The 24,143-nt window shown below is 64.2% G+C and carries 28 protein-coding genes; 12 read left to right on the top strand and 16 right to left on the bottom strand.

Annotation, left to right across the window (positions count from 1 at the left end):
- Nucleotides 1-53 precede the first annotated feature (53 nt).
- Both AC07X9_RS13935 and AC07X9_RS13930 read left to right on the top strand, forming a co-directional pair.
- A complete protein-coding gene (locus AC07X9_RS13935) occupies nucleotides 54-1,196 on the top strand; it encodes an FIST N-terminal domain-containing protein (RefSeq protein ID WP_017183710.1) in 1,143 nt (380 codons plus the stop codon).
- The gene (locus tag AC07X9_RS13930; protein ID WP_086485827.1) at nucleotides 1,193-3,412 is read left to right on the top strand and encodes a hybrid sensor histidine kinase/response regulator; all 2,220 of its coding nucleotides are present in this window, start codon (nucleotides 1,193-1,195) and stop codon (nucleotides 3,410-3,412) included. Before AC07X9_RS13935 ends, AC07X9_RS13930 begins: the two co-directional genes overlap by 4 nt.
- Nucleotides 3,413-3,430: 18 nt before the next feature.
- Here AC07X9_RS13930 and AC07X9_RS13925 read toward each other — a convergent pair whose 3' ends face one another.
- The 4 genes from AC07X9_RS13925 to pedF all read right to left on the bottom strand — a co-directional run bounded on the left by AC07X9_RS13925 (nucleotide 3,431) and on the right by pedF (nucleotide 7,370).
- A complete protein-coding gene (locus AC07X9_RS13925) occupies nucleotides 3,431-4,213 on the bottom strand; it encodes a response regulator (protein ID WP_017183712.1) in 783 nt (260 codons plus the stop codon).
- 13 nt (nucleotides 4,214-4,226) lie between these two features.
- Entirely contained in the window at nucleotides 4,227-5,972 is a 1,746-nt protein-coding gene (locus AC07X9_RS13920; protein WP_026002499.1) for a methanol/ethanol family PQQ-dependent dehydrogenase, read from the bottom strand.
- A gap of 113 nt (nucleotides 5,973-6,085) precedes the next feature.
- Complete coding sequence (locus AC07X9_RS13915) at nucleotides 6,086-6,940, bottom strand: substrate-binding periplasmic protein (RefSeq protein ID WP_017183714.1); 855 nt, start codon at nucleotides 6,938-6,940, stop codon at nucleotides 6,086-6,088.
- 4 nt (nucleotides 6,941-6,944) lie between these two features.
- The gene (gene pedF / locus AC07X9_RS13910; RefSeq protein WP_026002500.1) at nucleotides 6,945-7,370 is read right to left on the bottom strand and encodes a cytochrome c-550 PedF; all 426 of its coding nucleotides are present in this window, start codon (nucleotides 7,368-7,370) and stop codon (nucleotides 6,945-6,947) included.
- A 139-nt stretch (nucleotides 7,371-7,509) separates the two neighbouring features.
- Between pedF and AC07X9_RS13905 the strand changes: the two genes are divergently transcribed.
- The 10 genes from AC07X9_RS13905 to AC07X9_RS13860 all read left to right on the top strand — a co-directional run bounded on the left by AC07X9_RS13905 (nucleotide 7,510) and on the right by AC07X9_RS13860 (nucleotide 14,976).
- Nucleotides 7,510-8,475, top strand: coding sequence for a PQQ-dependent catabolism-associated beta-propeller protein (locus tag AC07X9_RS13905; RefSeq protein WP_017183716.1), 966 nt, complete (start codon nucleotides 7,510-7,512; stop codon nucleotides 8,473-8,475).
- A 51-nt stretch (nucleotides 8,476-8,526) separates the two neighbouring features.
- Nucleotides 8,527-9,156, top strand: a complete 630-nt coding sequence (locus tag AC07X9_RS13900) for a nicotinate-nucleotide adenylyltransferase (protein ID WP_017183717.1) — start codon at nucleotides 8,527-8,529, stop codon at nucleotides 9,154-9,156.
- 12 nt (nucleotides 9,157-9,168) lie between these two features.
- A complete protein-coding gene (rsfS, locus tag AC07X9_RS13895; RefSeq protein WP_017183718.1) occupies nucleotides 9,169-9,558 on the top strand; it encodes a ribosome silencing factor in 390 nt (129 codons plus the stop codon).
- A 117-nt stretch (nucleotides 9,559-9,675) separates the two neighbouring features.
- Complete coding sequence (locus tag AC07X9_RS13890) at nucleotides 9,676-10,098, top strand: 23S rRNA (pseudouridine(1915)-N(3))-methyltransferase RlmH (RefSeq protein ID WP_017183719.1); 423 nt, start codon at nucleotides 9,676-9,678, stop codon at nucleotides 10,096-10,098.
- Nucleotides 10,099-10,120: 22 nt separating this feature from the next.
- Nucleotides 10,121-11,338 carry a murein hydrolase activator EnvC family protein gene (locus AC07X9_RS13885; protein ID WP_086485826.1) on the top strand — a complete coding sequence of 406 codons (1,218 nt, stop codon included), beginning with the start codon at nucleotides 10,121-10,123 and terminating at the stop codon, nucleotides 11,336-11,338.
- Between the two features lie 121 nt (nucleotides 11,339-11,459).
- The gene (locus AC07X9_RS13880) at nucleotides 11,460-12,806 is read left to right on the top strand and encodes a S41 family peptidase (protein ID WP_017183577.1); all 1,347 of its coding nucleotides are present in this window, start codon (nucleotides 11,460-11,462) and stop codon (nucleotides 12,804-12,806) included.
- Between the two features lie 96 nt (nucleotides 12,807-12,902).
- Nucleotides 12,903-13,388: a disulfide bond formation protein B gene (locus AC07X9_RS13875; protein WP_026002472.1), complete on the top strand. Its 486-nt coding sequence runs from the start codon at nucleotides 12,903-12,905 to the stop codon at nucleotides 13,386-13,388.
- Nucleotides 13,385-13,939 carry a demethoxyubiquinone hydroxylase family protein gene (locus tag AC07X9_RS13870; RefSeq protein WP_017183579.1) on the top strand — a complete coding sequence of 185 codons (555 nt, stop codon included), beginning with the start codon at nucleotides 13,385-13,387 and terminating at the stop codon, nucleotides 13,937-13,939. The genes AC07X9_RS13875 and AC07X9_RS13870 overlap by 4 nt, the downstream gene beginning before the upstream one ends.
- A 13-nt stretch (nucleotides 13,940-13,952) precedes the next feature.
- On the top strand, nucleotides 13,953-14,486 hold the full coding sequence (locus AC07X9_RS13865; protein ID WP_026002473.1) for a hypothetical protein: 534 nt from the start codon (nucleotides 13,953-13,955) through the stop codon (nucleotides 14,484-14,486).
- A gap of 73 nt (nucleotides 14,487-14,559) precedes the next feature.
- Nucleotides 14,560-14,976: a hypothetical protein gene (locus AC07X9_RS13860; RefSeq protein WP_017183581.1), complete on the top strand. Its 417-nt coding sequence runs from the start codon at nucleotides 14,560-14,562 to the stop codon at nucleotides 14,974-14,976.
- Between the two features lie 4 nt (nucleotides 14,977-14,980).
- Here the strand turns inward: AC07X9_RS13860 and AC07X9_RS13855 are convergent, their stop codons facing one another.
- From AC07X9_RS13855 to AC07X9_RS13800, 12 genes are all read right to left on the bottom strand, one after another.
- Nucleotides 14,981-15,136 (bottom strand): hypothetical protein, encoded by a 156-nt coding sequence (locus tag AC07X9_RS13855; protein ID WP_017183582.1) that lies wholly within the window; start codon nucleotides 15,134-15,136, stop codon nucleotides 14,981-14,983.
- An 87-nt stretch (nucleotides 15,137-15,223) separates the two neighbouring features.
- Entirely contained in the window at nucleotides 15,224-16,030 is an 807-nt protein-coding gene (locus tag AC07X9_RS13850) for a Rossmann-fold NAD(P)-binding domain-containing protein (RefSeq protein WP_026002475.1), read from the bottom strand.
- A 123-nt stretch (nucleotides 16,031-16,153) separates the two neighbouring features.
- Complete coding sequence (locus AC07X9_RS13845) at nucleotides 16,154-16,513, bottom strand: HesB/IscA family protein (RefSeq protein WP_017183584.1); 360 nt, start codon at nucleotides 16,511-16,513, stop codon at nucleotides 16,154-16,156.
- Complete coding sequence (locus AC07X9_RS13840) at nucleotides 16,513-16,965, bottom strand: SUF system Fe-S cluster assembly protein (RefSeq protein WP_017183585.1); 453 nt, start codon at nucleotides 16,963-16,965, stop codon at nucleotides 16,513-16,515. The genes AC07X9_RS13845 and AC07X9_RS13840 overlap by 1 nt, the downstream gene beginning before the upstream one ends.
- Nucleotides 16,962-18,170 (bottom strand): cysteine desulfurase, encoded by a 1,209-nt coding sequence (locus AC07X9_RS13835; protein WP_017183586.1) that lies wholly within the window; start codon nucleotides 18,168-18,170, stop codon nucleotides 16,962-16,964. Before AC07X9_RS13835 ends, AC07X9_RS13840 begins: the two co-directional genes overlap by 4 nt.
- A gap of 118 nt (nucleotides 18,171-18,288) precedes the next feature.
- The gene (locus tag AC07X9_RS13830) at nucleotides 18,289-19,041 is read right to left on the bottom strand and encodes a SufD family Fe-S cluster assembly protein (RefSeq protein ID WP_026002476.1); all 753 of its coding nucleotides are present in this window, start codon (nucleotides 19,039-19,041) and stop codon (nucleotides 18,289-18,291) included.
- Between the two features lie 128 nt (nucleotides 19,042-19,169).
- Nucleotides 19,170-19,928, bottom strand: coding sequence for a Fe-S cluster assembly ATPase SufC (gene sufC / locus AC07X9_RS13825; RefSeq protein WP_026002477.1), 759 nt, complete (start codon nucleotides 19,926-19,928; stop codon nucleotides 19,170-19,172).
- 3 nt (nucleotides 19,929-19,931) lie between these two features.
- Nucleotides 19,932-20,387 carry a hypothetical protein gene (locus tag AC07X9_RS13820; protein ID WP_017183589.1) on the bottom strand — a complete coding sequence of 152 codons (456 nt, stop codon included), beginning with the start codon at nucleotides 20,385-20,387 and terminating at the stop codon, nucleotides 19,932-19,934.
- Nucleotides 20,384-20,785, bottom strand: a complete 402-nt coding sequence (locus tag AC07X9_RS13815) for an endonuclease domain-containing protein (RefSeq protein WP_081490937.1) — start codon at nucleotides 20,783-20,785, stop codon at nucleotides 20,384-20,386. The genes AC07X9_RS13820 and AC07X9_RS13815 overlap by 4 nt, the downstream gene beginning before the upstream one ends.
- Before the next feature lie 104 nt (nucleotides 20,786-20,889).
- Complete coding sequence (gene sufB / locus AC07X9_RS13810) at nucleotides 20,890-22,377, bottom strand: Fe-S cluster assembly protein SufB (protein WP_017183591.1); 1,488 nt, start codon at nucleotides 22,375-22,377, stop codon at nucleotides 20,890-20,892.
- On the bottom strand, nucleotides 22,374-22,784 hold the full coding sequence (locus tag AC07X9_RS13805; RefSeq protein WP_017183592.1) for an RrF2 family transcriptional regulator: 411 nt from the start codon (nucleotides 22,782-22,784) through the stop codon (nucleotides 22,374-22,376). The genes sufB and AC07X9_RS13805 overlap by 4 nt, the downstream gene beginning before the upstream one ends.
- Nucleotides 22,785-22,884: 100 nt before the next feature.
- Nucleotides 22,885-23,829 carry a helix-turn-helix transcriptional regulator gene (locus AC07X9_RS13800; RefSeq protein WP_017183593.1) on the bottom strand — a complete coding sequence of 315 codons (945 nt, stop codon included), beginning with the start codon at nucleotides 23,827-23,829 and terminating at the stop codon, nucleotides 22,885-22,887.
- Between the last annotated feature and the right edge of the window lie 314 nt (nucleotides 23,830-24,143).

Here is a 24,143-nt window from a genome sequence, read left to right as displayed (position 1 = left end):
CAGCACAGTGCATAACCCCTAAGAAAAAGGGGAATGCGATGGGAGAGAGCGAAATGAGTGTGGAGGCGGCGGATATTGTCTTTGCGTCGAGCCACATGCCCGATCCGGCCGATGCGATGGCGCAAGTCGCCCATGCCATGGGTGATTCACCATTGGCCGGCATGCTGCTATTTTGTTCGCATCGTTTCGATCGCGATGCGCTGGCCCGTGCGGTGAACCGCCATGGCGAACATCGGGTCGCGATCGGCTGTACCAGTTCGGGCGAACTGACCGAGCAGGGCTATGACGAGGATAGTCTGAGCGTCATCGGCTTTCCGGCCGCCAGCTTTCATATGGTGTCCCATTGTTTCGACGATATTGATGCGTTCGATCCGGTCGCAGCGCGGGAAGCCATCCGATCGCTCGCAGCGGTGGCGGAGCGCGACAGCCGCCATCTGGGTGACCGGGTCAATCATGTCGCGCTGTTTCTGGTCGATGGCTTGTCCCATCGCGAGGAACTGCTGACGATGACGATCCAGGATGCGCTGGGCGATGTACCGCTGATCGGCGGATCGTCAGGCGACGGGCTCGATTTCCGCGAAACAGCGATCTTCCACGGCGGCCGTTTCCACCATCGCGCCGCCGTGATCGCCATCCTGTCCACCCCCCGGCCGATCCATGTGTTCAAAGGGCAGCATTATCGCCCTGGCGCGGCCAAGATGGTGGTGACGGGCGCTGTCCCGCAGGACCGGATCGTCACCGAAATCAATGCCGAGCCTGCTGCGCAGGAATATCTGCGGCTGGCGGGCCATGCCGGGGAAGCGCTGGGCCTGGCCTTCTACGCCGCCCATCCGCCGATGGTGCGGGCGGGCGGGGACTATCATGTCCGCTCGATCCAGAGCGCCAACCCGGACGGCAGCCTGACCTTCTACTGCGCGATCGACGAAGGCATCGTGCTGACCGTGGGTGAGCCGGTGGACCGGATCGCGGGGATGGAGGCGATGTTCACCGACATTGCCGCCCATGTCGGCACGGTCGACCGGATCATAGCGTTCGATTGCGTGCTGAACCGGATCGACGCCGAACAGCGGCAGATCAGCCGGGCCGTATCCGAACTCTATGGCCGTCATCGCGTCATCGGCTTCAATACCTATGGCGAACAATATCATGCGCTGCACGTCAACCAGACCTTTAGCGGACTTGCGATCGGGAAATGAGCAAGCGGGCGGAAACCGACACTGAGCTGGACAGGTTGCGGGAAGACAATCGCAAGCTGCGCAAGATCAATGCCGCGCTGATCGACCGGGTCGAACGGTCGAGCGATATGGTCGGCAATGCCTTTTCGATGTTCGAGACCGCGATCACGCTGGAAGCCATGGTGCGAGAGCGGACGGGCGAACTGGAGGATGCGCTGGGCCGTCTGGCCACCGCCAATGCGGAGCTGGCCCAGGCCCATGCGACCGCCGAGGAAGCCCAGACCCGGCTGCGCGACGCGATCGATTCGATCAATGAGGGCTTTGTCCTGTTCGATGCAGAGGACAGGCTGGTCCTGTTCAACGAGGCCTATCTGAGTTTCTGGCCCGAAATTGCCGACCAGATTCGCCAAGGTCAGTCTTTCGACGAGATTGTCCGGCTCGCCGCCGCGCATCATCACGCGCTCGGATCGCTGGTCGCGCCCGACCGCTGGGTATCGGACCGGCTGGCGCGCCACAGCATTGCGGACGGCGGGCATGTGCAGGCGCTGTCGGATGGCCGCTGGGTCCAGATCAACGAGTTGCGCACGAGCGAAGGCGGTATTGTCGGCATTTATACCGACATTACCGAGGTGAAGGCGCAGGACGCCCGCAACCGGGCGCTGGAACTGGCCGAGCGTAACCTGATCCTGCAATCCACGCTCGACAATCTGTCCGAAGGCGTCTGCCTGTTCGACGCGCAGGGGCGCGTGGCGGCGTGGAACGACGCGCTCCAGCATCTGCTCGACCTGCCCGGCGGCTGGGCGCAGGAGAGCGGCAGCCATGGCGCGCTGGTCGCCTGGTGCCGCGAGCATCTGGGCATGGCGGATGAAGGGTGCCTGGACTGGCGGGGCGACCAGCCCGGCGGCGATCCGCGCCACGCGCTGGTCCATGCAGGGACGCGCAGCTTCGAGCTTCGCAGCACTGCGCTGGAACGGGGTGGGCAGGTAATCGGCTTTACCGACGTCACCGCGATGTTGCGGGCGCAGGCGGGCTTGCAGGAAACGGCCGAGACGCTGGAACGCCGGGTGGCCGAGCGGACCGCCGAACTGGAGACAGAGATCGCCGAACGCCGCGCGATCGAGGCACAGTTGCGCGACGCCAAGACAGCGGCGGAAAAGGCCAACCTGTCCAAGACCAGCTTTCTGGCCGCCGCCAGCCACGACCTGCTCCAGCCATTGAACGCCGCGCGGCTGTTTGTCGCCGCGCTGGGCGACCGGCGACTGGCGCTGCCGACCCGCGCGCTGGTCAACCAGACGTCGACGGCGCTGGATTCGGTCGAGGATCTGCTGGAGGCTCTGTTGGAAATCAGCCGTCTGGACGCAGGCGCAATCCAGCCTGAGGTTGGCGATTTCCGGCTAGACCGACTGCTCGACACGCTGCGCGTCGAATTTGCCCCGATGGCCCGCGCTGGCGGGCTGGAACTGGTGATCGCCAGCGAACCGGCATGGGTGCAATCCGACATCCGGCTGTTGCGACGCATCCTGCAGAATTTCCTGTCCAACGCGCTGCGCTATACCCAGCAGGGATCGGTTCGGGTGGATTGCAAAAGCGGGCCGGACGGCGTGCGCATCAGTGTGACCGACAGCGGCCCCGGCATTCCGCTCGACAAGCAGGCATTGGTGTTCGAGGAGTTTCGTCGGCTGGACACCCGCACCAGCGGCAAGGGGCTGGGCCTGGCTATCGTCAAGCGGGCGAGCGACATGCTGGGCCATCCGATCACGCTCGAATCGACGCCCGGTCGTGGATCGACCTTTGCGATTTGCCTGCCGGCGGGTGAGCCGGTGACCGATCCCGACAGCGAGCCGAACATATCCGGACGCGATCGCACGATGCGGGGTCTCAACGTGCTGGTGATCGACAATGAGCGGGCAATCCAGACCGGCATGTCGACCCTGCTCGGCGGCTGGGGATGCAGTGTGCGGACGGCGGGCGGCTTTGCCGATGCGACCGCCCTGTTCACAGATGACGCCAAGCCTGACATCATCCTGATCGACTATCATCTGAATGACGGGGAGACGGGCGACCATGTGATCGACCGGCTGCGCGCCCATTTCGGCGGGCCGGTGCCTGCGGTGATGATTTCGGCCGATCGCGGCAAGGATCTGAAGGTCCGCCTGGATGCCTGCGGCATCCCGCTGCTGAGCAAGCCGGTCAAGCCTGCACAGTTGCGCGCGCTGTTGCGGACGATGCTGAAATAGATGGAAGGTCGTGCCGGGTCAGTCGGCGCGGAAATGTACCCGGTTCGCCTTGATCACTGCCTGGGTGCGGCTGAGCACCCCCAGCTTTTGCAGGATCGCCGATACATGCGCCTTGATCGTCGTCATCGACACATTGAGGTCGTGGGCGATCTGCTTGTTGAGGCGACCGTTGACCAGATGGCCAAGGACCGTCTTCTGCTGCGGCGTCAGGCTGTCGATGCGACGGGTGATGTCATCTTCGTCAGCGGACGGCGCTGCCCCTTCCCCCATGGTTTCGGGCAGATAGATTTCGCCCGACACGACCCGGTGCAAGGCGTCGACGATGGCGCTGCGCTTGAGCGATTTGGGGATGAACCCGGCCGCGCCGGCGGCCAGCGCCTCCTGCACGATCGCGCGGTCGAACGCCCCCGACACCATCACCACCGGCAGGATCGGGAAGCGATCGCGCAGCAGTTTGAGGCCATCCAGCCGCCGTACGTCGGGAATGTGGAGATCGAGCAGGATGAGATCGAAATTATCCTGCTTTTCCAGCGTGGCGATCGCCTCGTCCAGGGTCGCAGCTTCGAAAATCTCGATATTGTCGAAGCTGATCGCGATGACGCTGCGCAAACCGTCGCGCACCAGCGGATGGTCATCGACGATCAGCACGCGTTCCATGATCGCTTCGCCGCCCATATATTGGCCCATATCCTGCCCCTGGCCCGAATGATCGACCAAGTCATGGGATGTGGCAAGCCGCAAAGCGCAAGGCGGCAGTACCGGAGCCTGCATTGCATAGCTGCCACGTCCCATGACGATCATGACATTCTCTTCCTTATGACTTTGGCAGTTTGAACACCCAGAGCGCGCCGCCCTGATTGATGTCCTTGAACGATTTGGCGACTTCGCCGCCCCACAGAGGCACAGCGCCGCCCCAGCCGGACATGACGGCGACATATTGTTCGCCATCCTGTTCCCAGGTGACAGGCGAACCGACCACGCCGGACCCGGTCTGGAATTTCCACAATTCCTGGCCAGTCTTGGCATCGAAGGCCTTTAGATAGCCTTCGGGCGTGCCGGTAAACACCAGATTGCCCCCGGTCGTCAGCACCCCGCCCCACAACGGCGCCTTGTTCTTATATTCCCACACGATCTTGCCGGTCTTGGGGTCCATGGCCCGCAGCACGCCGATATGATCTTCGGCAATCGGCTTGATGGTGAAGCCCGCGCCCAGATAGGCAGCGCCCTTCTTGTAGGCGATAGGCTCGTTCCAGATGTCCATGCCCCAGTCGTTGGACGGGATATAGAAAAGCCCGGTGTCATGGCTGTAGGCCATCGGCATCCAGTTCTTGCCGCCCAGGAAAGACGGCGAGGCGAAGACCGGCTTGCCCTTTGCATCGCCCGGTGCCGGCGGACGGCCTTCCACGATGTAATTCGGCTTGCCATTCTTGTTGAAGCCATCGGCCCAGGTCGTCTGCATCACGAACTTGCTGGCGCTGACAAACTTGCCGTTGGTCCGGTCGAGCACGAAGAAATAGCCGTTGCGGTCCGCCTTCGCGCCAAGCTTCATCGGCTTGCCGTTGATGGTGGCGTCGAAGGGAATGAATTCGTTGACGCCGTCGAAATCCCAGCCGTCGTGCGGCGTGGTCTGGAAATGCCATTTGATGACGCCGGTGGCCGGGTCGATCGCGATGGTGGATGCGGAGTAGAGATTGTCGCCGGGACGCAGATGGCTGTTCCACGGCGCAGGGTTGCCGGTGCCGAAGAAGAGCAGATTGGTTTCAGGATCATAGGTGCCACCCAGCCAGGTCGCGCCGCCACCGGTTTTCCACTGGTCGCCCTGCCAGCTGGCGTTCAGCTTGCCGGTGATGCCATTATCCTTGCCATTGAGCGTGCCCATATGGCCTTCAATCACCGGGCGGTGCCAGATCAGCTCGCCGGTGTTGACGTCGCGCGCATCGACCGCGCCGACTACGCCGAATTCGCCACCCGAATTGCCGGTGATGACCATGCCGTTGACGATCAGCGGCGCGGCGGTGGCGCTATAGCCTTCCTTATAGTCGGCGATCTGCTTGTTCCAGATCACCTTGCCGGTCAGGCGGTTGAGCGCCACGAGGCGCGCGTCGAGCGTGGCGAAGATGATCTTGTCGCCATAGATCGCCGCGCCCCGGTTCACCACGTCGCAGCAGGGCATGATGCCGTCGGGCAGGCGGGCGTCATATTGCCATTTTTCCTCGCCAGTGCGCGCGTCGAAGGCGAACAGGCGCGAATAGCTGCCGGTCACATAGATGGTGCCGTCGTAGACGATCGGCTGCGCTTCCTGGCCGCGCTGCTTTTCACCACCCAGCGAGGCGGAGAAGACAGGCACCATTTTCGACACATTGCCGCTGTTGATCGCATTGAGCGCACTGAAGCGATGCGCCTGCGGTCCCATGCCATATGTCAGCACGTCGCCCGTCGATTTGGCGTCGTTCATCAGATCGGCATCGGTCGGCCCGCTTTGCGCCACCAGCGGCGCGGCCCCCATCGCCATTGCCATCGCAGCGACGCCCGACAGCGCCCGCATGATCGGTCCTTTCATAACCATCCTCCCTGTGTAATCGGGCGCATTGGGCGCCCACGATTTCTGTGCAGACTATGCCGCTCCCGATCAGCGACAATTAGACCTTGGGTCGGGATACTGGCGGTCCGCGCTCAGCCTGCGGCGTTGGCCGCGGTCCAGTTGACCCCGTAGCGCGCGAACAACGCCTTCATCTCGCCGCTTGCCGCCATGGCGGTAACGATCTCCTCCACCGCGTCGCCCAGCGTGCGGCTATTTTCCTTGACCGCCATGCCGATATCCCAACCGGGCGAGGTGAAAGCGGGCAGCGGCCCCTTGCGCAGCGTGACGCGGCCAGCGCCCGCACCGTGCAGTCCGTGTTCGATCTGCGCCCGGCTCGCCAGCACGGCGTCCGCCTGCCCGGCCAATACTGCCGCCACCGCCGCCGATCCGGTCGGATAATGGACGACATCCTTGGCCAACACGCCGCCAAAAGAGCCTGTCAGATAGAAGTCGGGGATGGAGTCGAGTTCAGCGGCCAGCTTGCGGCCGCGCCACTCGGTCGGCATCCCTTCCAGCGCGACCGCGCCACCGGAACCGGCCAGCGCAAAACTCTCGCGATAATAGGGCGCGATGATCGCAACCTGATCATTGCGCGCCGCGAAGGTCCGGTCGAAGGGGACATGCAGCATCAGGTCGCCGGGCATGAAGCCCAGCAAACCGCCCTTCCACACGCCGTTGCGCAGATCGTCATCGGCGCTTTCGTCCGCGACCAGTTGGGCCACGTCGGCGCGCACGCCCAGCCTGCCCGCGATCGCCTGCGCCAGGTCAGCGTCCAGACCGACGATCTTGCCGCCCTCCTCCCACGACCAGGGCCGGTTGTCCTGATAGACGATCACGCGCAACGTACCGAGCGCCTTGACCTTGGCCAACGGGGCCGCGCTGCCGCGGCCCGCGGCCAGCGCGAGCGCCACACCCGCCCCGCCAATCAAGGCGCGACGGGTGAGCATCGCCCTATCCCTCATGTTTGGTTTCAAGCCAGGCGCGGATGGCCCAGCCGGCCTTTTGCCCCAATACGTCGCCAAAGGGCGGCATATAGACCTTGCCGTCATGGCTGGAGCCGTGGCGGAAGCGTTCGGCGAACCATTGATCGCCGGATTCGCCTTCCTCCAGATAACGCAGGTCCGGCGCGATGCCGCCGGATTCCGCATCCAGCCCATGGCAGCGCGCGCAATTTTGACCATAAGCCGACTGGCCGATCTCGATCGCCTTGGCGTTGCCGCTATAGGGGTTTTTTTCGAGCCAGGCTTCGCCAATCTCCGGCAGCGCGCTCGTGTCGACTGCTTGCGGCGTGACATCGCCATGCGCCAGCAGCGCGCTCGCCCCGGTCATGCCCAGCGTGGCAATGGCGCCCAGCAGCGCGATCCGTCCCAGTTTCATATGCGTCATCCTCTCACGCGGATTCTCGTTGACCGGAATATCGGCTAAGGCAGGCGCGCGGCCCATTGGCCATTGGTACAATCCCGTCGATCGTTACCAGCCGATAGGATGGCGGCCAAAGCGGTGAGAGGATCAGGATATGAAGCGCATCGGCATTGCCGTCGGGGCCGTCTGGCTGGCGCTGCCCACCGCCGCGCAGGGGGAAACCCTCTATGTCTCCAACGAGCGCGGGGACAGCGTGTCTGTGGTCGATACCGCGTCGGGGCAGGTGACGGCGACCTGGGCCGTGGGCGGCCGCCCGCGTGGCATCACCCTGTCGAAGGATGGCCGCTACCTCTATCTGTGCGCCAGCACCGACCATGCGGTCCAGGTGATCGACCGCGCAACCGGCAAACTGGTCGCGGAATTGCCATCTGGGCAAGACCCGGAGCAATTTGCCCTCTCCCGCGACGGCAAGACGCTCTTCGTCGCCAATGAGGATAATGCCGCGCTGACGGCGATAGACCTGGCCAGCCGCACCGTCGCCTTTCAGGTCGATGTCGGCGGCGAGCCGGAAGGGGTGGCGCAAAGCCCGGACGGCCAGTGGGTGGCAGTGACGTCCGAAGAGGATAATGTCGTCAACTGGATCGACCTTGGCACGCGCCAGATGGTCGCCGAAACCCCGACCGACCAGCGCCCGCGCCATGTCGAATTCACCGCCGACGGCGCGCAATTATGGGTCGCGGCAGAAATTGGCGGCACTGTCCAGATCATCGACACGACAAGCCGTGCGGTGCGCGAGACGCTGCGGTTCGAGATACCGGGCGTCCCGGCGCATCGCATCCTGCCGTGCGGCATCCGTTTCACCCCCGATGGCAGGACCGCCATCGTTGCGCTGGGCCGGGCCGATCATGTCGCGCTGGTCGATGTCGCGACCCGCAAAGTCCGCGCCTATGTGCCCGTGGGCAGGCGGGTCTGGCATGTCGCGGTCAGCGCCGATGGCACCCAAGCCTATACAGCCAATGGCCTGTCCGATTCGGTATCGGTGATCGATCTGGCCAAGGCGCAGGTGAGCGCGACGATCGCCGTCGGGAGCGCGCCCTGGGGGATCGTCGCCGCACCCTGACCGGGCAGCAGCGCGATTGCAGCGACCCGCGCCAGATGGCATGGCGGGGCTATGACACGCATCGGCCTGCTCGGCGGCTCCTTCAACCCGGCCCATGGCGGGCATCGCGCGATTTCGCTGTTCGCGGCAAAGGCGCTGGGGCTAGACGAGATTTGGTGGCTGGTGTCGCCGGGCAACCCGCTGAAGCCCCGCGCAGGCATGACGCCCCTGCCCGCCCGGCTGGCCCATGCGCGCAAGGTCGCGCGGCGCGCCCCGATTCGCGCCACCGCGATCGAGACGCAACTGGGCACGCGCTACACGGCAGACACGCTGCGCGCGCTGACCCGCCGCTACCCGCGCAACCGCTTCATCTGGCTGATGGGGGCCGATAATCTGGCGCAGTTCAGCCAGTGGAGGGACTGGCGCGGCATAGCGCGTCAAATGCCCATTGCCGTGATCGCCCGTCCGGGCTATGATGGTGCTGCTCGTGGCTCTGTGGCCATGAACTGGCTGCGGCGCTTCGTCCTGCCCGCTTGCCAGAAAGCAGGCTGGACGAATTGGAGACCGCCGGCGCTCGTGCTATTGCGCTTTCGCCCTGATCCAAGATCGGCGACCCTGTTTCGGCAGGTGAACCCCCTCTGGCATCGCGAATATGAACATGCACGTGTGCGGGACCCGCTCACGCGTCGGCTGATCGTCTAGAATGGAGCTTTTTTGACCAGACCCCTTATTGCCAACGATACGGCCGCAGCGGCCGATAGCGTGGCCGCCCTGCACGCCCTCGTCATGCAGTCGCTCGACGACGACCAGGCCCAGGAAACCATTTCCATCCCCCTCGAAGGCAAGAGCAGCATCGCCGATTATATGGTGATTGCGAGCGGTCGTTCGTCGCGCCAGGTCGCGGCGATCGCCGAGCATCTGGCCGAGCGGGTCAAGAAAGGCACGGGCCGTTCGTGCCGCATCGAAGGGCTGCCGGTCGCCGACTGGGTGCTGATCGACGCGGGCGACGTGATCGTCCACCTGTTCCGGCCCGAAGTGCGCAGCTTCTACAATCTGGAACGGATGTGGGGCTTCGTCGACGCGCCAGTGGCGGGGACAGCGTAACCCAACGCCGTTCGGGCTGAGCGAAGTCGAAGCCTTCCACTGAGCGTAGCGAAGTGGCTTCGCCTGCGGCTCAGCCGAACCCTTCGACTTCGCTCAGGGTGAACGGATTAAGGCTGAATGCTCCTCCATATCATCGCGCGCGGGAAGATCGGGCGGTCGCCCGAAGCCGAACTGGTCGACCGCTATGTCAAGCGGCTGACCATGCCGCACAAGATCACCGAAATGCCTGATCGGGGCGGCAAGCTGCCCCCGCAGGCGCCCGGCACCGTCACGGTGATGCTGGACGAAAAGGGCAAGCAGCTATCCTCCATGGACTTTGCCCGGCGGATCGAAGGCTGGCGCGACGCGGGAACGCGCGAATGCCGCTTCCTGATCGGCGCGGCGGACGGGTTTGACGACGCCGAACGGGCGAATGCGGACCTGCTGATCGCCTTTGGCAATATGACCTGGCCGCACATGATGGCCCGCGCGATGCTGGCCGAACAATTGTGGCGGGCCTGCTCCATCCTTGCCAACCACCCCTATCATCGCGAAGGATAGGCGGGTGACACGGGGCGGGATCATGATCGCGATGATGGCGGGCCTTGGCGTCCTGGCCGCGTCGCGCCTGCCCGCCGCCGATGACGACGCTATCATCCTGCCCGGCACCGCCGGCACCACATTGCAACAGGAACAGGCCGCGCTGAAGGCCGCGCGCCGCCAGTCGGACGAGGCGCGCGATCGGTCCGCCCGGCTCGACCAGCAGGCGAGCGCAGCGCGCGACGAGGCCGAGCAGGCGCGCCGCCGCGCCGCCGCGATCGCCGCGCGCATCCAGCAGGCCGAAGCCGACATAGCGGGCGCGCAGGCGCGCATCGCCATCGTCGCGCGGATGCAGCGCGCGCAGGCGGCCCGGCTGGCGGCCAAGCAGGAACCGGTCGTGCGCCTGACCGCCGCGCTCCAGATGATGGCGCGCCGCCCGCTGGCGCTGGCGCTGGTCCAGCCCGGCTCGATCACCGATGCCGTGCATATGCGCGCGGTGCTGGGGCAGATACTCCCGGTGATCCGCCAGCGTACCGCGGGGCTGCGCGCCGAGCTGGAACGCAGCCGGGCGCTGCGCGCGACGGCGCAGCAGGCGGCCGATGCGCTGGCCAGCAGCCAGCAACAGCGCAAGGAAAGACAGGCCCAACTCGCCGCGCTGGAGGCGCAGAAGTGGGTGGCCGCGCGCGACTATCGCACCAATGCGGGGATGGAGAGCGAGCGGGCGCTGGCGCTGGGCGAGCGGGCGCGCGACATTGTCGACCTGATGGACCGGCTGGAGGAAGCGGGCGACCTGCGCGACAAGCTGGCTGCGCTGCCTGGTCCGCTGCTGCGCCCGGCTCGCCCCGACGAGACCGACGCCCCTGCCCCTGACCGGGCCGTGGCGATGCGCGGCCCGCCGCCCTATCGCCTGCCGGTCGTGGGCCAGCTGGTCACGGGCATGGGCGAGGTGAATGATGGCGGCGTCCGCTCACGCGGGCTGACGCTGGTGACGCAGCCGGGGGCGCAGGCGGTCGCGCCGACCGCCGGACGCATCGCCTTTGCCGGGCCCTATCGCGGCTATGGCCAGATATTGATCATCGACCATGGCCAGGGCTGGACCACGCTGATCACCGGCCTGCATCGCATTACCGCGCAAGTGGGCGACAGCGTGCGGCAGGGCGAGCCGGTCGCCATCACCGGCCCTGGCCGTCCCACCATCACCATAGAACTGCGCCGCAACGGCCGTCCGGTCGACATCGTGCCGCTGGTGGGGCTGGGATGAGGATCGCGCGCTCATTAACCTGACGCTCATCGACCCTACGCAACATTCGTCGAAGCGCGCTTTTGCGTCGGGACGCGAATCGGCTTATGATGGAACGCAGATGCCGGAATCAAGGACAACCATGAAATCCACCTTCCTCCAGGGCACACTTGCGCTCGGGGCGCTTGCGCTCATTCCCGCCACCACCGCGGCGCTCGCCGATGGGGAGGCGTCGAGCTACAAGGCGCTCGACGAATTCATGGACGTGTTCCAGAAGGTCCGCAGCGATTATGTCGAGAAAGTCGACGATGAAAAGCTGATCAAGGGCGCGATCGACGGGATGCTGGCCAGCCTGGACCCGCACAGCAGCTTCCTGGACGCGCGCGATTTCCAGAATCTGCGGACCCAGACCGAGGGCAGCTATGGCGGCCTGGGCCTGTCGGTCACGCAGGAGGATGGCGCGGTCAAGGTGATCGCGCCGACGCAGGATACCCCGGCCTGGCGCGCGGGGATCAAGGCGGGCGACTATATCACCCATATCGACGGGCAGCTGATCTATGGCGGCACGCTGGACGAAGCGGTCGACAAGATGCGCGGCGCACCGGGCACCAGCCTGAAGCTGACGATCGTGCGGGCCGGACGCGACAAGCCGATCGACCTGACACTGACGCGCGAGATCATTCAGTTGAAGCCAGTGAAATGGGAAGTGAAGAACGGCATCGGCGTCATCAACATCGTCAGCTTTTCTGCCAATACCGGTGCCGATGTACGGCAGGCGATCCGCAGCATCGACAAGTCGCTGGGCCACAAGCCGACCGGCTATGTGCTGGACCTGCGGTCCAATCCCGGCGGTCTGCTGGATGAAGCCGTATCGGTCAGCGACGCTTTCCTAGAACGCGGCGAGATCGTGTCGCAGCGCGGCCGGGCCAAGGGCGATGTCGAACGCTATTATGCCAAGCCTGGTGACGATGCGAAGGGTCTGCCGGTGATCGTGCTGGTCGATGCAGGATCGGCGTCCGCATCCGAAATCGTCGCCGGTGCGTTGCAGGACCAGCATCGCGCGCTGGTGATGGGCGAACGCAGCTTTGGCAAGGGCAGCGTGCAGACGATGTTGCCGCTGTCGAACACCACCGCGCTCAAGCTGACCACGGCGCGTTACTATACGCCTTCGGGCCGCAGCGTGCAGGAAGGGGGCATCCAGCCCGACATCCGCGTCCCGCAGCTGTCCGACCCCGATTACAAGAACCGCCCCAAATATCGCGAAAGCGACTTGCGCCGCCATTTGATCAACGAGATCAAGACCGACGACAAGACGCTGGAGGAAGATGCCAAGGACGATCCGCGCTTTGCCATGTCGGCCGAGGAATTGAAGAAGAAGGGCGTCGAGGATTTCCAGCTCGACTATGCGCTCAAGACGATTGGTCGCCTGGCCAGCACGCCGGGCGCAACCATCGCGCAGGCTGCGGCCAGGAAGCCGGGGGCGAAGTAAGGGGGTCCCTATCATTCCCGTTCGCCCTGAGCGGATGGTGTGGGAATCCCGCAAGTTCAGCATGACGAAAGGTGCCTGGGGGTTTAAGCGGGGATGATGAGCAAACTTCCCCTCGCTCGCGCCCTGGCGCTGCTGATCCCCGTGGCGCTGCTGGGCGGTGCCTATGCGTCGCAATATGTGGGCGGATTGCATCCGTGCGAAATGTGCTGGTGGCAGCGTTATCCGCATATGGCCGCGATCGCGCTGGCGCTGCTGGCCTTTGCGGCAAAGGGCAATCCGAGGACCAGCGCGATGTTCACGACGCTGGCCGCCATCGCCATCGCCATAAGCGGCGCCATCGGCCTGTTCCATGCCGGGGTCGAATATGGCTGGTGGGAAGGGCTGACCGCCTGCTCCACATCGCCGACCGGCGGCAATGCGGCCGATATATTGACCCAGATCATGGCGACGCCCATCACCCGCTGCGATGTTGCGCCATGGAGCCTGCTGGGCATATCGCTGGCGGGCTATAACGGCCTCTTGTCGGTCGGTGGCGCACTCGCCATCTTGGCGTTGTTGGGACGCAAAGGACGCAATGCATGAGCGCGAAGCAGGATTTTCCCCGACCCGGTCGCCGTCCCAAGCCCGCCGATCGCGCGTCGATGCTGCGGGTCGATCAGGCCGGTGAGTTCGGCGCGACGCGCATCTATGCAGGGCAGCTTGCCGTGATGGGCGATCGGCATCCCGATGCCCGCATCATTGCGGGCATGGCCGCGCAGGAAGAGCGCCACCGCCAGACGTTCGACGCCATGATCGCCCGGCGCGGCGTGCGACCGACCGCGCTGGCACCGATCTGGAACGTGGCGGGCTTTGCGCTGGGTGCGGTGACGGCGGCGATCGGTCCCAAGGCCGCCATGGCCTGTACCGCCGCGATCGAGACGGAGATCGACCGCCATTATGGCGAACAATTAGTGCAATTAGGCAGCGACGATCCGGAACTCTCCACCGCCATCGCGGATTTTCAGGCAGAGGAAGTCGAGCATCGCGATGCCGCGCTGGCGCATGGAGCGCAGCAGGCCCCTGCCTACCCCCTCTTGTCGGGCGCCATTCGTTTGGGATGCCGGGCCGCCATCGCGCTATCAAAGCGCATCTGAAAAGGACCGACGGATGACCAGGATACCGATGATCGCCGCGCTGTTGCTGATGAGCGCTGCCGGCCCCGCACTGGCCCAGCCGTCAAGCGCGCCCACCGCGGCGGCCGCGCCGACGACGGAGAAGGTCAACCTTGTCATCGTTTATGGCGACGATGCCTGTCCGCAAAGCCAGGGCGACGACATTGTCGTGTGCGCGCGCAAGGGGGAGGAAGAGCGCTATCGCATCCCCGAACCGCTGCGCGGCGATCCCAATGAACCCAGCAAACAGGCCTGGGGCGAGCGGGTGCGGTCGATGGAATATGTCGGGCGGTCCGGCACCGAAAGCTGCTCGCCGGTCGGCGGTGGCGGCGCAACCGGCTGCTTCGCGCAGCTGGCGCGGCTGGCCAAGGCGGAACGGCAGGCGCTCGACAATGCCAGCTGGAAGGATCTGGTAGAAGCCGAGCGCGCCAAGCGCCTGTCCACCATCGACGCCGACAGCGAAGCGATCGAAGCGCGGGTCGTGGCGGAGGAAAAGGCCAAGGATACGGCGCCCGCATCGCAACCCTGACGGGTCCGGGCGCCGAACGGCGTCTGGACAAGGAGTCTCCGCTTTCGGGCAAGGCGGGCAATGACAGGGGCGAATGAAGGATTTTCCGATGATGCGTCTGTCTATGTCCCTGGCCCTGATAGGGGCGGCTTTGATCCCGGCGACGCCCGTGCTGGCGCAGCCTGAACCGCCGCCCGACCGCATATTCAACCTGATCGTCTATGGCGATGATCCCTGCCCCAAGGGCAAGGATGACAGCGAAATCGTGGTGTGCGCGCGCAGGCCCGAAGCCGAGCGCTACCGCATCCCCAAGAAGTTGCGCGAAAAACCGGCGGTGGCGGGTGGCCCCGGCTGGGGCAGCCAGGTGGCGACGATGGAACAGGTCCAGCGCCAGACCCTGCCGGGCAGTTGTTCGGTGATCGGCAGCAACGGCTTCACCGGCTGTGCGGCCCAGAGGCTGCAACAATGGTTCGCCGAGCGACGGATGCTGGAATCGAAGGGCGAACCCTGAGCTTTTAACGACCCATGCCGGGCTGATAGCGCTGCTTGGCCGCGTTGACCTTGTCGATCAGGCTGGAAAGCGGTTCGGATGCTGGCATCGCACGGCAGGGTTGCTTCATGCTGCTCATCCGCTGGCTGAGCGTGCCGAAAATATGGTCGATGCGATCCATCAGTCTGTCCCGACAAGTGATAACCCGCTATCGCGCCGCTGTGGTTAACAAGTGGTAATCGGCGGCCAGTCTTTGCGCCGAACCGAATCACGCACCCGTCGAGTCGCAGGCAGCAAGCCCCTGCACATAGGTCGGGTAACGTGGCGACCAGCCAAGCAGGCGTTTTGCGCGTCCATTGGCGACGCGGCGGTTCTCTGCATAAAAGGCCAGCGCCATGGGCGACAGCGCGGCCTGTTCCAGCGTCAGCAGGGGCGGATGGGCCATCCCCAGCATGTCGCAGGCGGCCTCTATCACCCGGTTTTGCGCGCAGGGCAGGTCGTCGGCCAGATTATAGATGCCCGGCGGCCCATCGAACGAAGCCATGATCCCTGCGACAATGTCATCGACATGGACGCGGCTGAAAATCTGGTCGGGCAGGTCGATGCGATGCGCTTTCCCCGCCCGCACCCGGTCCAGCGCCGAACGGCCCGGACCGTAGATGCCCGGCAGGCGGAAACGGCGCATATCAGGCCGCAACGCGCCCCAGGACTGGTCGGCCTCCGCCCTGGCGGTACGGCGGCCGGTGCCGACCGGGCTGGCTTCATCGACCCACGCTCCGCGCGTATCGCCATAGACGCCGGTGGAGGAGAGATAACCGATCCAGCGCGCCGGTGCGGCGGCTATCGCGGTACCGTAGCGGGCCAGCACCGGGTCGACATCACCTGCGGGCGGGACGGAGGAGAGGATATGGGTGGCGCTGGCGATGGCCGCGCGGACAGAGGGATCGTCATCGAAGGCCAGCGTGTCTGCGTCGGCATGACGGCGGGTGGCGGTGATGCGCCAGCCATCCGATCGCAGGCGGTCGGCCAGCCGTGACGCGGTATAGCCAAGGCCAAAGATCAATAGATGAGGCAATATACTCCTCCGTCCGTTTCGAGCCCTTCGACTGCTTGCCAAGGCAGGCGCTCAGGACAGGCAAGGTCGAGAAACCTGTGCGTACCGTTTCTCGGCTTCGCTCGAAACGAACGGAGACAGAGACTAGACCGTGAAGCTCTCGCCGCAGCCACAGGCGCCCTTGGCATTGGGATTGGCGAAGGTGAAGCCGGCGGTGAAGTCATCCTCCACCCAGTCCATCGTCGATCCGACCAGATAAAGCACCGACGCGCCGTCAATGTAGAAGGTGCCGCCGGGCGTCACGATCTTCTCATCGAATTTGGCTTCCTCGCTCACATAATCGACCGAATAGGCCAGGCCCGAACAGCCGCGCCGGGGCGTGGAAAGCTTGACGCCGATCGTCCCCTCCGGCGCGTTGGCCATCAGGTCGGCGATGCGCTGTTCGGCGCTGGGCGTCAGCGTGACGGCGGCGGGGCGGGCGCGGGTCTTGGTCTCGGTCGTCATCACAGCATCCCCAGTTCCAGCTTGGCCTCATCGCTCATCTTGGCCGGATCCCATGGCGGATCCCAGACCAGATTGACCTGTGCATCGCCGACGCCGGGGACGGCGCCGACACGCAGTTCGACTTCGCCGGGCATGGATTCGGCCACGGGGCAATGCGGCGTGGTCAGCGTCATGGTGACGACGACATGATTGTCGGGCGACACATCGACGCCATAGATCAGCCCCAGATCATAGATGTTGACCGGGATTTCCGGGTCGAAAATATCCTTGAGCGCGTCGATGACGCCATCATAGACATCGCCGCCCGGTTCACCCGCCGGGGCTTCAGCAGGCTTGGCGGCGAGGAAGCCGTCGAGATAGTCGCGCTGGCGCGGCGCTTCTTCCACCCGTGCCTTGGGCGGGGCGTCAACGGCCTCTACCTCTTCCACCACGATCTTGTTCGCCTCGGTCATCCGAAGATCTTCCTTACCCGTTCCAAACCCGCGACCAGCGCATCGACGTCGCCCTGATCGCTATAAATGCCAAAGCTGGCCCGTGCGGTCGCTTCCACGCCCAGATGGCGCATCAACGGCTGGGCGCAATGATGCCCGGCGCGGATCGCGACGCCCGCTTCGTCCAATATGGTGCCGACATCGTGCGGATGCACCCCCTCGACTTCAAACGAGAGGATGCCCGCACTGTCGTCCGGCCCGAAAAGCCGCACGCTGTTGAGATTGTCGAGCGCCGCGCGTGCCTGCGCCACCAGTGCACATTCATGCGCGTGGATCGCGTCCAGCCCGATCGCCTGCACATAGTCGATCGCCGCCGACAGGCCGATTACGCCGCTGATATGCGGCGTTCCCGCTTCGAACCGGGTCGGCGCGGGGGCGTAGGTCGTTTTTTCAAACGTCACCTTGTCGATCATCGATCCGCCGCCCTGATAGGGAGGCATGGCGTCGAGCAGTTCCTGCCGCGCCCACAGCACGCCGATGCCGGTCGGGCCGTAGAGTTTATGCGCGGAAAAGACGTAGAAATCGCAATCGAGCGCCTGCACGTCGACGGCGAGGCGCGGCACGGCCTGACAACCGTCGATCAATATCCGCGCGCCGACCATATGCGCGATGTCGGCGGCGCGGCGGCAATCCAGCACGCTGCCCAGCACGTTGGACACATGGGCGAGCGCGACCATGCGATGCCGGGGCGTGATCATGGCGCGCATCGCGTCAAGATCGATCCGGCCATCATCGGTCAGCGGCACGACGTCGATATGGGCGCCGACCTTTTCCGCCACCATCTGCCACGGCACGATATTGCTGTGATGTTCCAGCGTGGACAGGAGGATGCGGTCGCCCGCCTTCAGCTGTTCGCCCGCCCAGCATTGCGCGACCAGGTTGATCCCTTCGGTCGCGCCGCGGACATAGACGATTTCGCTGTCCGACTTCGCGCCGATGAAACCGGCCACCTTGCGCCGGGCCGATTCATAGGCGAGCGTCATGTTGGCGGACCGCGCATAAACGCCGCGATGAACGGTGGCATAGTCGGGGCCATAGGCGCGGGCGATGGCGTCGATCACCGCCTGCGGCTTTTGTGCGGTGGCGGCACTGTCGAGATAATGCCAGTCGAGCACGCCGGGGAAATCGGCGCGGAGCGACAGGCGTTCGGGGGCGATGACGCTCACAGGATTTTACCTTCCTCGTCATGCCGGACGTGATCCGGCATCCAGAGTCTCCCGCACCACGCGTGCCGCCCTGGATCCCGGATCAAGTCCGGGATGACGGAGTGGGATGGAACAGCGTTCATACCATTGCCTCCAGCTTGGCGATCGCCGCCGCTTCGAGCCTGTCCTTCACCGCCTCATCCGCCACGCTGTCGAACACGCCCGCCACGAAGGAGCGCAGCAGCAGCGTCTTGGCGGTCGCCGGGTCCATCCCGCGCGAGGCCATGTAGAAAAGCGCTGCCTTGTCCAGTTCGCCCACGGTCGCGCCATGGGCGCATTTCACGTCGTCGGCATAGATTTCCAGTTCCGGCTTGGCATTGGCGGTCGCGGTACGATCCAGCAACATGGCCTTGACCGACTGGAAGGCGTCAGTGCGCTGCGCGTCGCGGGCGACCGCGATCCTGCCGAGATAGCTGCCGGTGGCGCGCTCGCTCAGGATCGAGCGGATCGTCTGGCCGCTGGTCGCGTCGGGCTGCGCATGGGTGACGCTGGTGACGATTTCCAACGTCTGATCACCGCTGCCCAGAATGGCGCCGCCCAGCTCGAAATGGCTGCCCCGGCCCAGCGTCACGTCGATTGTCACTCGCCCCAGCTGGCCGCCAATGTTGAGGACATGAAAATCGCAGCGCGCGCCATCGGCCACGGTCACGACATAATCATGCACCGCCGTCGCGCCATCGGCTGCGTCCTGCAACAGATGGTGATGCGCCGCTTCGCCCGCCGCAACGTCGATTCGCACCGGCGCGGGCAGCGGCCAGACGCTCTGGAGCGCCGAAAGGTCGCTATAACGCCAGCTTTCGTCGCGGCGGGTGGGAAGGTCCAACATGTTCATCGCTTTGTTTTCAATGCCTTGCGGTTCAAACTCGTCCAACTTCGTCCATATGCACGGTGTTTTCGGTATAAGCCTTTGTAATTTAAGTATATTATCCCGCATTTCACCGCGATAGGACAGATATTCGGTTATCCGACCACCTCGGCCCCAACCACATCAGAATAGCCTTCACGTTCCAGTTCGAGCGCCAGTTCCGGGCCGCCCGACTTCACGATCCGCCCGCCAGCCAGCACATGGACATAGTCCGGCTTCACATAGTCGAGCAGGCGCTGATAATGGGTGATGAGCAGCACTGCCTTTTCTGGCTTGCGCATGATCGCGTTGATGCCAGCGCCCACAATCTTGAGCGCGTCGATGTCCAGCCCGGAGTCTGTTTCGTCGAGGATCGCCAGCTTGGGATCGAGGATGCCCATCTGCACCATTTCGGCGCGCTTCTTTTCGCCGCCCGAAAAGCCGACATTCACCGGGCGCTTGAGCATATCCATGTCGAGGCCGAGCAAAGCGGCCTTTTCCTTGGCGAGGCGGATGAATTCGCCGCCATTCAGTTCCTTTTCCCCGCGCGCGCGCTTCTGACTGTTGAGGCTTTCGCGCAGGAACTGGAGGTTGGAGACGCCGGGGATTTCGACCGGATATTGAAAGCCCAGGAACAGGCCGGCAGCGGCGCGTTCATGCGGGTCGAGATCGAACAGGTCGGCACCATCGAACGTCGCGGTGCCGCCGGTCACTTCATAACCCGGCCGCCCGCCCAGCGTGTAGGCCAGCGTCGATTTGCCCGCGCCGTTCGGCCCCATGATCGCGTGGATTTCCCCCGCGTTGATCTGGAGCGACAGGCCTTTCAGGATCGCCTTGCCGTCAATTTCGTTGGTCAGTTGGTCGATCGTCAGCATCATTTATCCTTCGTGCGCGCGCTGGAGCGTGCGGGCGGTCCAGAAGGCCATGTCCCGCACGTCACCGGGCGCCGGAAACAGCGTGTCGATATGCCGCTTGATCGGCATATAGGGCCACCAGTCGACATTCTCTTCCGGCGGCCCTTTTTCGAGCAGCGCCACGACGAATTCGCTGACCGGACCCATGCGGGCCAGGTTGGGGGCCTTCGCCTTGTGGAACGCCTTGTCCTTGCGCAGCTTCTCGGTCATCGCGGCGTCCGCCTTGTCCAGCGCGGCGCGGCTGTCGGCCTCGAATGTGTCGAGATCGCCGAAATCGGCGCGGGCGCGCTGTTCCAGCTCGCCGTCCTCCAGCTCATAATCCTCGGTCAGGATGCGGATCGCGGCGGTCCATGACTGGCCATTGCCAACATCCTCCGCAAAATCCGCGAGGGCATCCTGAATATCGTCTTCGTCGCTCAAAATTCTGTTCCTTGAGAGGGAGAAAGCCCCTCCCCTTCAGGGGAGGGGTTGGGGTGGGGCGTTCGCCGATCGGGGAGGCTTTCGAGACAATCGAGCAGCGCTCGTCCCACGCCTTCCAGATTGCACATCACGTCATCATTCGTGATCCGAAAGACATGATAGCCAAGCCTTTCCAACTGGTCAGTGCGCCGCGCATCAGCGCTATGATCGACATGCGTGTGCCCATCTATTTCCACGACTAGCGCTTTGCGCGGGCACAAGAAATCAGCGATGGCGTTGCCGATCACGGCTTGGCGACGGAATTTATAGCCTCCAAGCTGCGAATGAGCGAGAATGCTCCATAGCCGCACTTCCGGCTCGGTCGGATTGCGACGATTGGTGCGGGCGTAAGTTGCCATCGAATCGAGCTGCCCGGCCGAGACGCCCCACCCCCGGCCCCTCCCCTGAAGGGGAGGGGAGTCTATCTGGATTGCCCAGTCGTTCAGGTCAGTCTGCTTGCCCACTAGCCGACCGACCCTTCCAGCGAGATCCCCAGCAATTTCTGCGCCTCGACCGCGAACTCCATCGGTAGTTGTTGCAGCACTTCGCGGGCGAAGCCGTTGACGATCAGGCCGACGGCGCTTTCCTGGTCCAGGCCGCGCTGCATGGCGTAGAAGAGCTGATCATCGCTGATCTTGCTGGTGGTCGCTTCATGTTCGATCTGGGCGCTAGGGTTCCGCACCTCGATATAGGGGACGGTGTGCGCGCCGCACTGGTCGCCGAGCAGCAGGCTGTCGCACTGGGTGAAGTTGCGCACGCCTTCTGCGCCGGGCGCGACGCGGACGAGGCCGCGATAGGTGTTGTTGCTGCGTCCCGCGCTGATCCCCTTCGACACGATGGTCGATCGGGTGTTTTTCCCGTTGTGGATCATCTTGGTGCCGGTGTCGGCCTGCTGCCTGTTGTTGGTGAGCGCGACCGAGTAGAATTCGCCTACGCTGTTTTCGCCGTTCAGCACGCAACTGGGATATTTCCAGGTGATGGCGCTGCCGGTTTCCACCTGCGTCCAGCTGACCTTGGAATTGCGCCCCTGGCAGAGCGCACGCTTGGTCACGAAATTATAGATGCCGCCCTTGCCGTCCGCGTCGCCGGGATACCAGTTCTGGACGGTCGAATATTTGATCTCCGCATCGTCGAGCGCCACCAGTTCGACGACGGCGGCATGAAGCTGGTTCTCGTCGCGCATCGGTGCGGTGCAGCCTTCGAGATAGGAGACATAGCTGCCTTCGTCGGCGACGATCAGGGTGCGTTCGAACTGGCCGGTATTTTCCGCATTGATGCGGAAATAGGTGCTGAGTTCCATCGGGCAGCGGACGCCCTTGGGGATGTAGACGAAGGTGCCGTCAGAAAAGACCGCGCAGTTCAACGTCGCGAAATAATTGTCGTGCATCGGCACGACCTTGCCCATCCACTTCTTCACCAGATCGGGATATTCGCGCACCGCTTCGCTGATCGAGCGGAAGATGACGCCCGCTTCCTCCAGTTCCTTGCGGAACGTGGTGGCGACCGACACCGAGTCGAACACGGCGTCGACCGCGACGCGGCGGCTGCCCTTTACCCCGGCGAGCATTTCCTGCTCGGCAATCGGGATACCCAGTTTCTGGTAGGTGGCGAGGATTTCGGGATCGACCTGGTCCAGCGAATCCAGTTCCACCTTCTTCTTGGGCTCGGCGTAATAATAGGCGTCCTGATAGTCGATCGGCGGGACGTTGAGCTTTGCCCAGTCGGGTGGCGTCATCGTCTGCCACATCGCAAAAGCCTTCAGCCGCCAGTCGAGCAGCCATTGCGGCTCATTTTTCTTGGCGGAGATGAAGCGGACCGTGTCTTCGTTCAGCCCCTTTGGCGCGAAGTCCTGTTCGATGTTCGACGCCCAGCCATGTTCGTAGGTGGACGCACGATCGGCGGCCTCCTGCGCCTGGGCATTGCGCGCTTCTCTGGTCGTCACTTCGGTCATGCCAATTCTCTCGTCAAACTCGCGATCGTAACCCCGGCCAGCGCCGAACGGATCGCCATGTTCGCCACATTCATATGCGGGCGGATGCGGCAGTCCTGCTCCAGCGTGCAGTCATGCGCGCCGGTGTCGGCACAGGCGGTCATGGCGATCGGTCCTTCGACCGCCTCCACCACGTCGGCCAGCGTGATCGTGGCGGGGGGACGCGACAGGCGCACGCCGCCCCCGGTGCCACGACTTGATTCGAGCAGGCCCGCAGCGGACAGGCGGCTCACCAGCTTCTGCGCGGTAGGCAGCGGAATGCCGGTTTCCGCGCTCAGCGTCGTCGCGTTCATCTTGGCCGCGCCGCAATGGCGCGCGGCGGCCGACATCAGGACCACGGCATAGTCAGCGAAGCTGGACAATTTCATGCGCGTTGCGAACCATTCTCAAATCAGACTAAATTCGTCTGATTGGGCATTTGGTCCCGCCCGCATCAATTATCAAGGCTTTTTTGGCTTTGCCCTTGCTTCAGCTCAGCCGGTTGAGCGTCGCCACATCCCCACCCAGCGACCGGCGCAGCAGGGTCAGTTGCGCGACGGCGGACGGTTCGGTCTGCAACTGGTGCGGGGTCAGGCCGATGAAATGCTTGATTTCCCGGATGAAGTGGGACTGGTCGTAAAAGCCCGCTTCCTCGCACATGAGTTGCCAGCTTTCCCGATCGAGCGCGATCTTGGCCGAACAGCGCAAAGCGCGATATTTGCGGGCCAGCAATTTGGGCGGCGCGCCATAATATTTGTTGGTCAACCGGGCGAGCTGGCGCGGGGACAGGCCAGTGGTTTCGGCCAATATCTCGATCCGCGGCGACCCTTCGTCCATCAGCCAGGCGTCGACCGCATGGAGCAGCGTCCAGATGGCCCGGCGCGGCGGTTTGATCTTTGCGCCCAGTCGCGCCCAGCACAGCGCCGCCATAACGTCCGCCTGATCATCGTCCAGCGCGCGCAGATCATCGAGCAGGCGTGTATAGGCATCGCCCTTTTCCGCCGCCATGTCGCACAAGCGGTCCGCCAGCAGGCTGGCATCCTTGCCATATAGAGCCAGCCAGCCGGCGGGCAGCAGCGAAATGCCCACGACGCGTGCGGGCCGGTCCAGTTCGAACCGGGTCGCGCCCATGGTGGGGCCAAGCAGGCAGACGTCGGGCGTCGCCATCGCTACGCCGTCCTGAAAATGATAATGGCCCCCGCCGCTCAGCATGAAGCGCAATTGTGGCACATCGGCACGGGTTGCGTCGGCATATTGCTCCGCCGACACAGTGAACAGATAGAGCGAGCCGAAATAGGCGCGTAAATGTTCCGGTGGGGCAAAGTAACGCAACCGCACCGGCCCCTGCGCAGCCGCCACGGTATAGGATAGTGGCCCCCGGTCGTCCGGCAGAGCGACACCGCCCCCGGTCCTGTCGATGTTATGCGACCCCATATTCTTACCCCAGTTGGGATTTACTATGCGCCAACATCGCCGCCGCGCAAGCAGGATGGATAATGAATCGTAACTTTTGTTGTTTTCTGTTGCGCCGCACAAAAAAATGACCCGGCAATTTGCATTGCCGGGTCAGGAAAAGGTCTCATCGGCTGGAAGCCTAAGAGCCTTCGGGTCGCAGGGACGCTTTACCCCCGAATCGCGGCAATATTATTGGACGGATCAGACATTTTTTCGCCGAAAACGATCCCAAACATGACGTTTCCTGTTATGAAATGACGTGGGGCGAGTCTGTTGCCATGCTGCAACAGCGA

It is taken from the genome of Sphingobium sp. GW456-12-10-14-TSB1, from assembly GCF_059424385.1.
This window is presented reverse-complemented; position numbering and strand designations above follow the sequence as displayed.

Bases quoted from the DNA above. Each gene is read 5' to 3' on its own strand.
- AC07X9_RS13935 (WP_017183710.1), top strand. From the start codon at position 54: ATGAGTGTGGAGGCGGCGGATATTGTCTTTGCGTCGAGCCACATGCCC.
- AC07X9_RS13930 (WP_086485827.1), top strand. From the start codon at position 1,193: ATGAGCAAGCGGGCGGAAACCGACACTGAGCTGGACAGGTTGCGGGAA.
- AC07X9_RS13925 (WP_017183712.1), bottom strand. From the start codon at position 4,213: ATGATCGTCATGGGACGTGGCAGCTATGCAATGCAGGCTCCGGTACTG.
- AC07X9_RS13920 (WP_026002499.1), bottom strand. From the start codon at position 5,972: ATGAAAGGACCGATCATGCGGGCGCTGTCGGGCGTCGCTGCGATGGCA.
- AC07X9_RS13915 (WP_017183714.1), bottom strand. From the start codon at position 6,940: ATGCTCACCCGTCGCGCCTTGATTGGCGGGGCGGGTGTGGCGCTCGCG.
- pedF (WP_026002500.1), bottom strand. From the start codon at position 7,370: ATGAAACTGGGACGGATCGCGCTGCTGGGCGCCATTGCCACGCTGGGC.
- AC07X9_RS13905 (WP_017183716.1), top strand. From the start codon at position 7,510: ATGAAGCGCATCGGCATTGCCGTCGGGGCCGTCTGGCTGGCGCTGCCC.
- AC07X9_RS13900 (WP_017183717.1), top strand. From the start codon at position 8,527: ATGACACGCATCGGCCTGCTCGGCGGCTCCTTCAACCCGGCCCATGGC.
- AC07X9_RS13890 (WP_017183719.1), top strand. From the start codon at position 9,676: ATGCTCCTCCATATCATCGCGCGCGGGAAGATCGGGCGGTCGCCCGAA.
- AC07X9_RS13885 (WP_086485826.1), top strand. From the start codon at position 10,121: ATGATCGCGATGATGGCGGGCCTTGGCGTCCTGGCCGCGTCGCGCCTG.
- AC07X9_RS13880 (WP_017183577.1), top strand. From the start codon at position 11,460: ATGAAATCCACCTTCCTCCAGGGCACACTTGCGCTCGGGGCGCTTGCG.
- AC07X9_RS13875 (WP_026002472.1), top strand. From the start codon at position 12,903: ATGAGCAAACTTCCCCTCGCTCGCGCCCTGGCGCTGCTGATCCCCGTG.
- AC07X9_RS13870 (WP_017183579.1), top strand. From the start codon at position 13,385: ATGAGCGCGAAGCAGGATTTTCCCCGACCCGGTCGCCGTCCCAAGCCC.
- AC07X9_RS13865 (WP_026002473.1), top strand. From the start codon at position 13,953: ATGACCAGGATACCGATGATCGCCGCGCTGTTGCTGATGAGCGCTGCC.
- AC07X9_RS13860 (WP_017183581.1), top strand. From the start codon at position 14,560: ATGAAGGATTTTCCGATGATGCGTCTGTCTATGTCCCTGGCCCTGATA.
- AC07X9_RS13855 (WP_017183582.1), bottom strand. From the start codon at position 15,136: ATGGATCGCATCGACCATATTTTCGGCACGCTCAGCCAGCGGATGAGC.
- AC07X9_RS13845 (WP_017183584.1), bottom strand. From the start codon at position 16,513: ATGACGACCGAGACCAAGACCCGCGCCCGCCCCGCCGCCGTCACGCTG.
- AC07X9_RS13840 (WP_017183585.1), bottom strand. From the start codon at position 16,965: ATGACCGAGGCGAACAAGATCGTGGTGGAAGAGGTAGAGGCCGTTGAC.
- AC07X9_RS13830 (WP_026002476.1), bottom strand. From the start codon at position 19,041: ATGAACATGTTGGACCTTCCCACCCGCCGCGACGAAAGCTGGCGTTAT.
- sufC (WP_026002477.1), bottom strand. From the start codon at position 19,928: ATGCTGACGATCGACCAACTGACCAACGAAATTGACGGCAAGGCGATC.
- AC07X9_RS13815 (WP_081490937.1), bottom strand. From the start codon at position 20,785: ATGGCAACTTACGCCCGCACCAATCGTCGCAATCCGACCGAGCCGGAA.
- sufB (WP_017183591.1), bottom strand. From the start codon at position 22,377: ATGACCGAAGTGACGACCAGAGAAGCGCGCAATGCCCAGGCGCAGGAG.
- AC07X9_RS13805 (WP_017183592.1), bottom strand. From the start codon at position 22,784: ATGAAATTGTCCAGCTTCGCTGACTATGCCGTGGTCCTGATGTCGGCC.
- AC07X9_RS13800 (WP_017183593.1), bottom strand. From the start codon at position 23,829: ATGGGGTCGCATAACATCGACAGGACCGGGGGCGGTGTCGCTCTGCCG.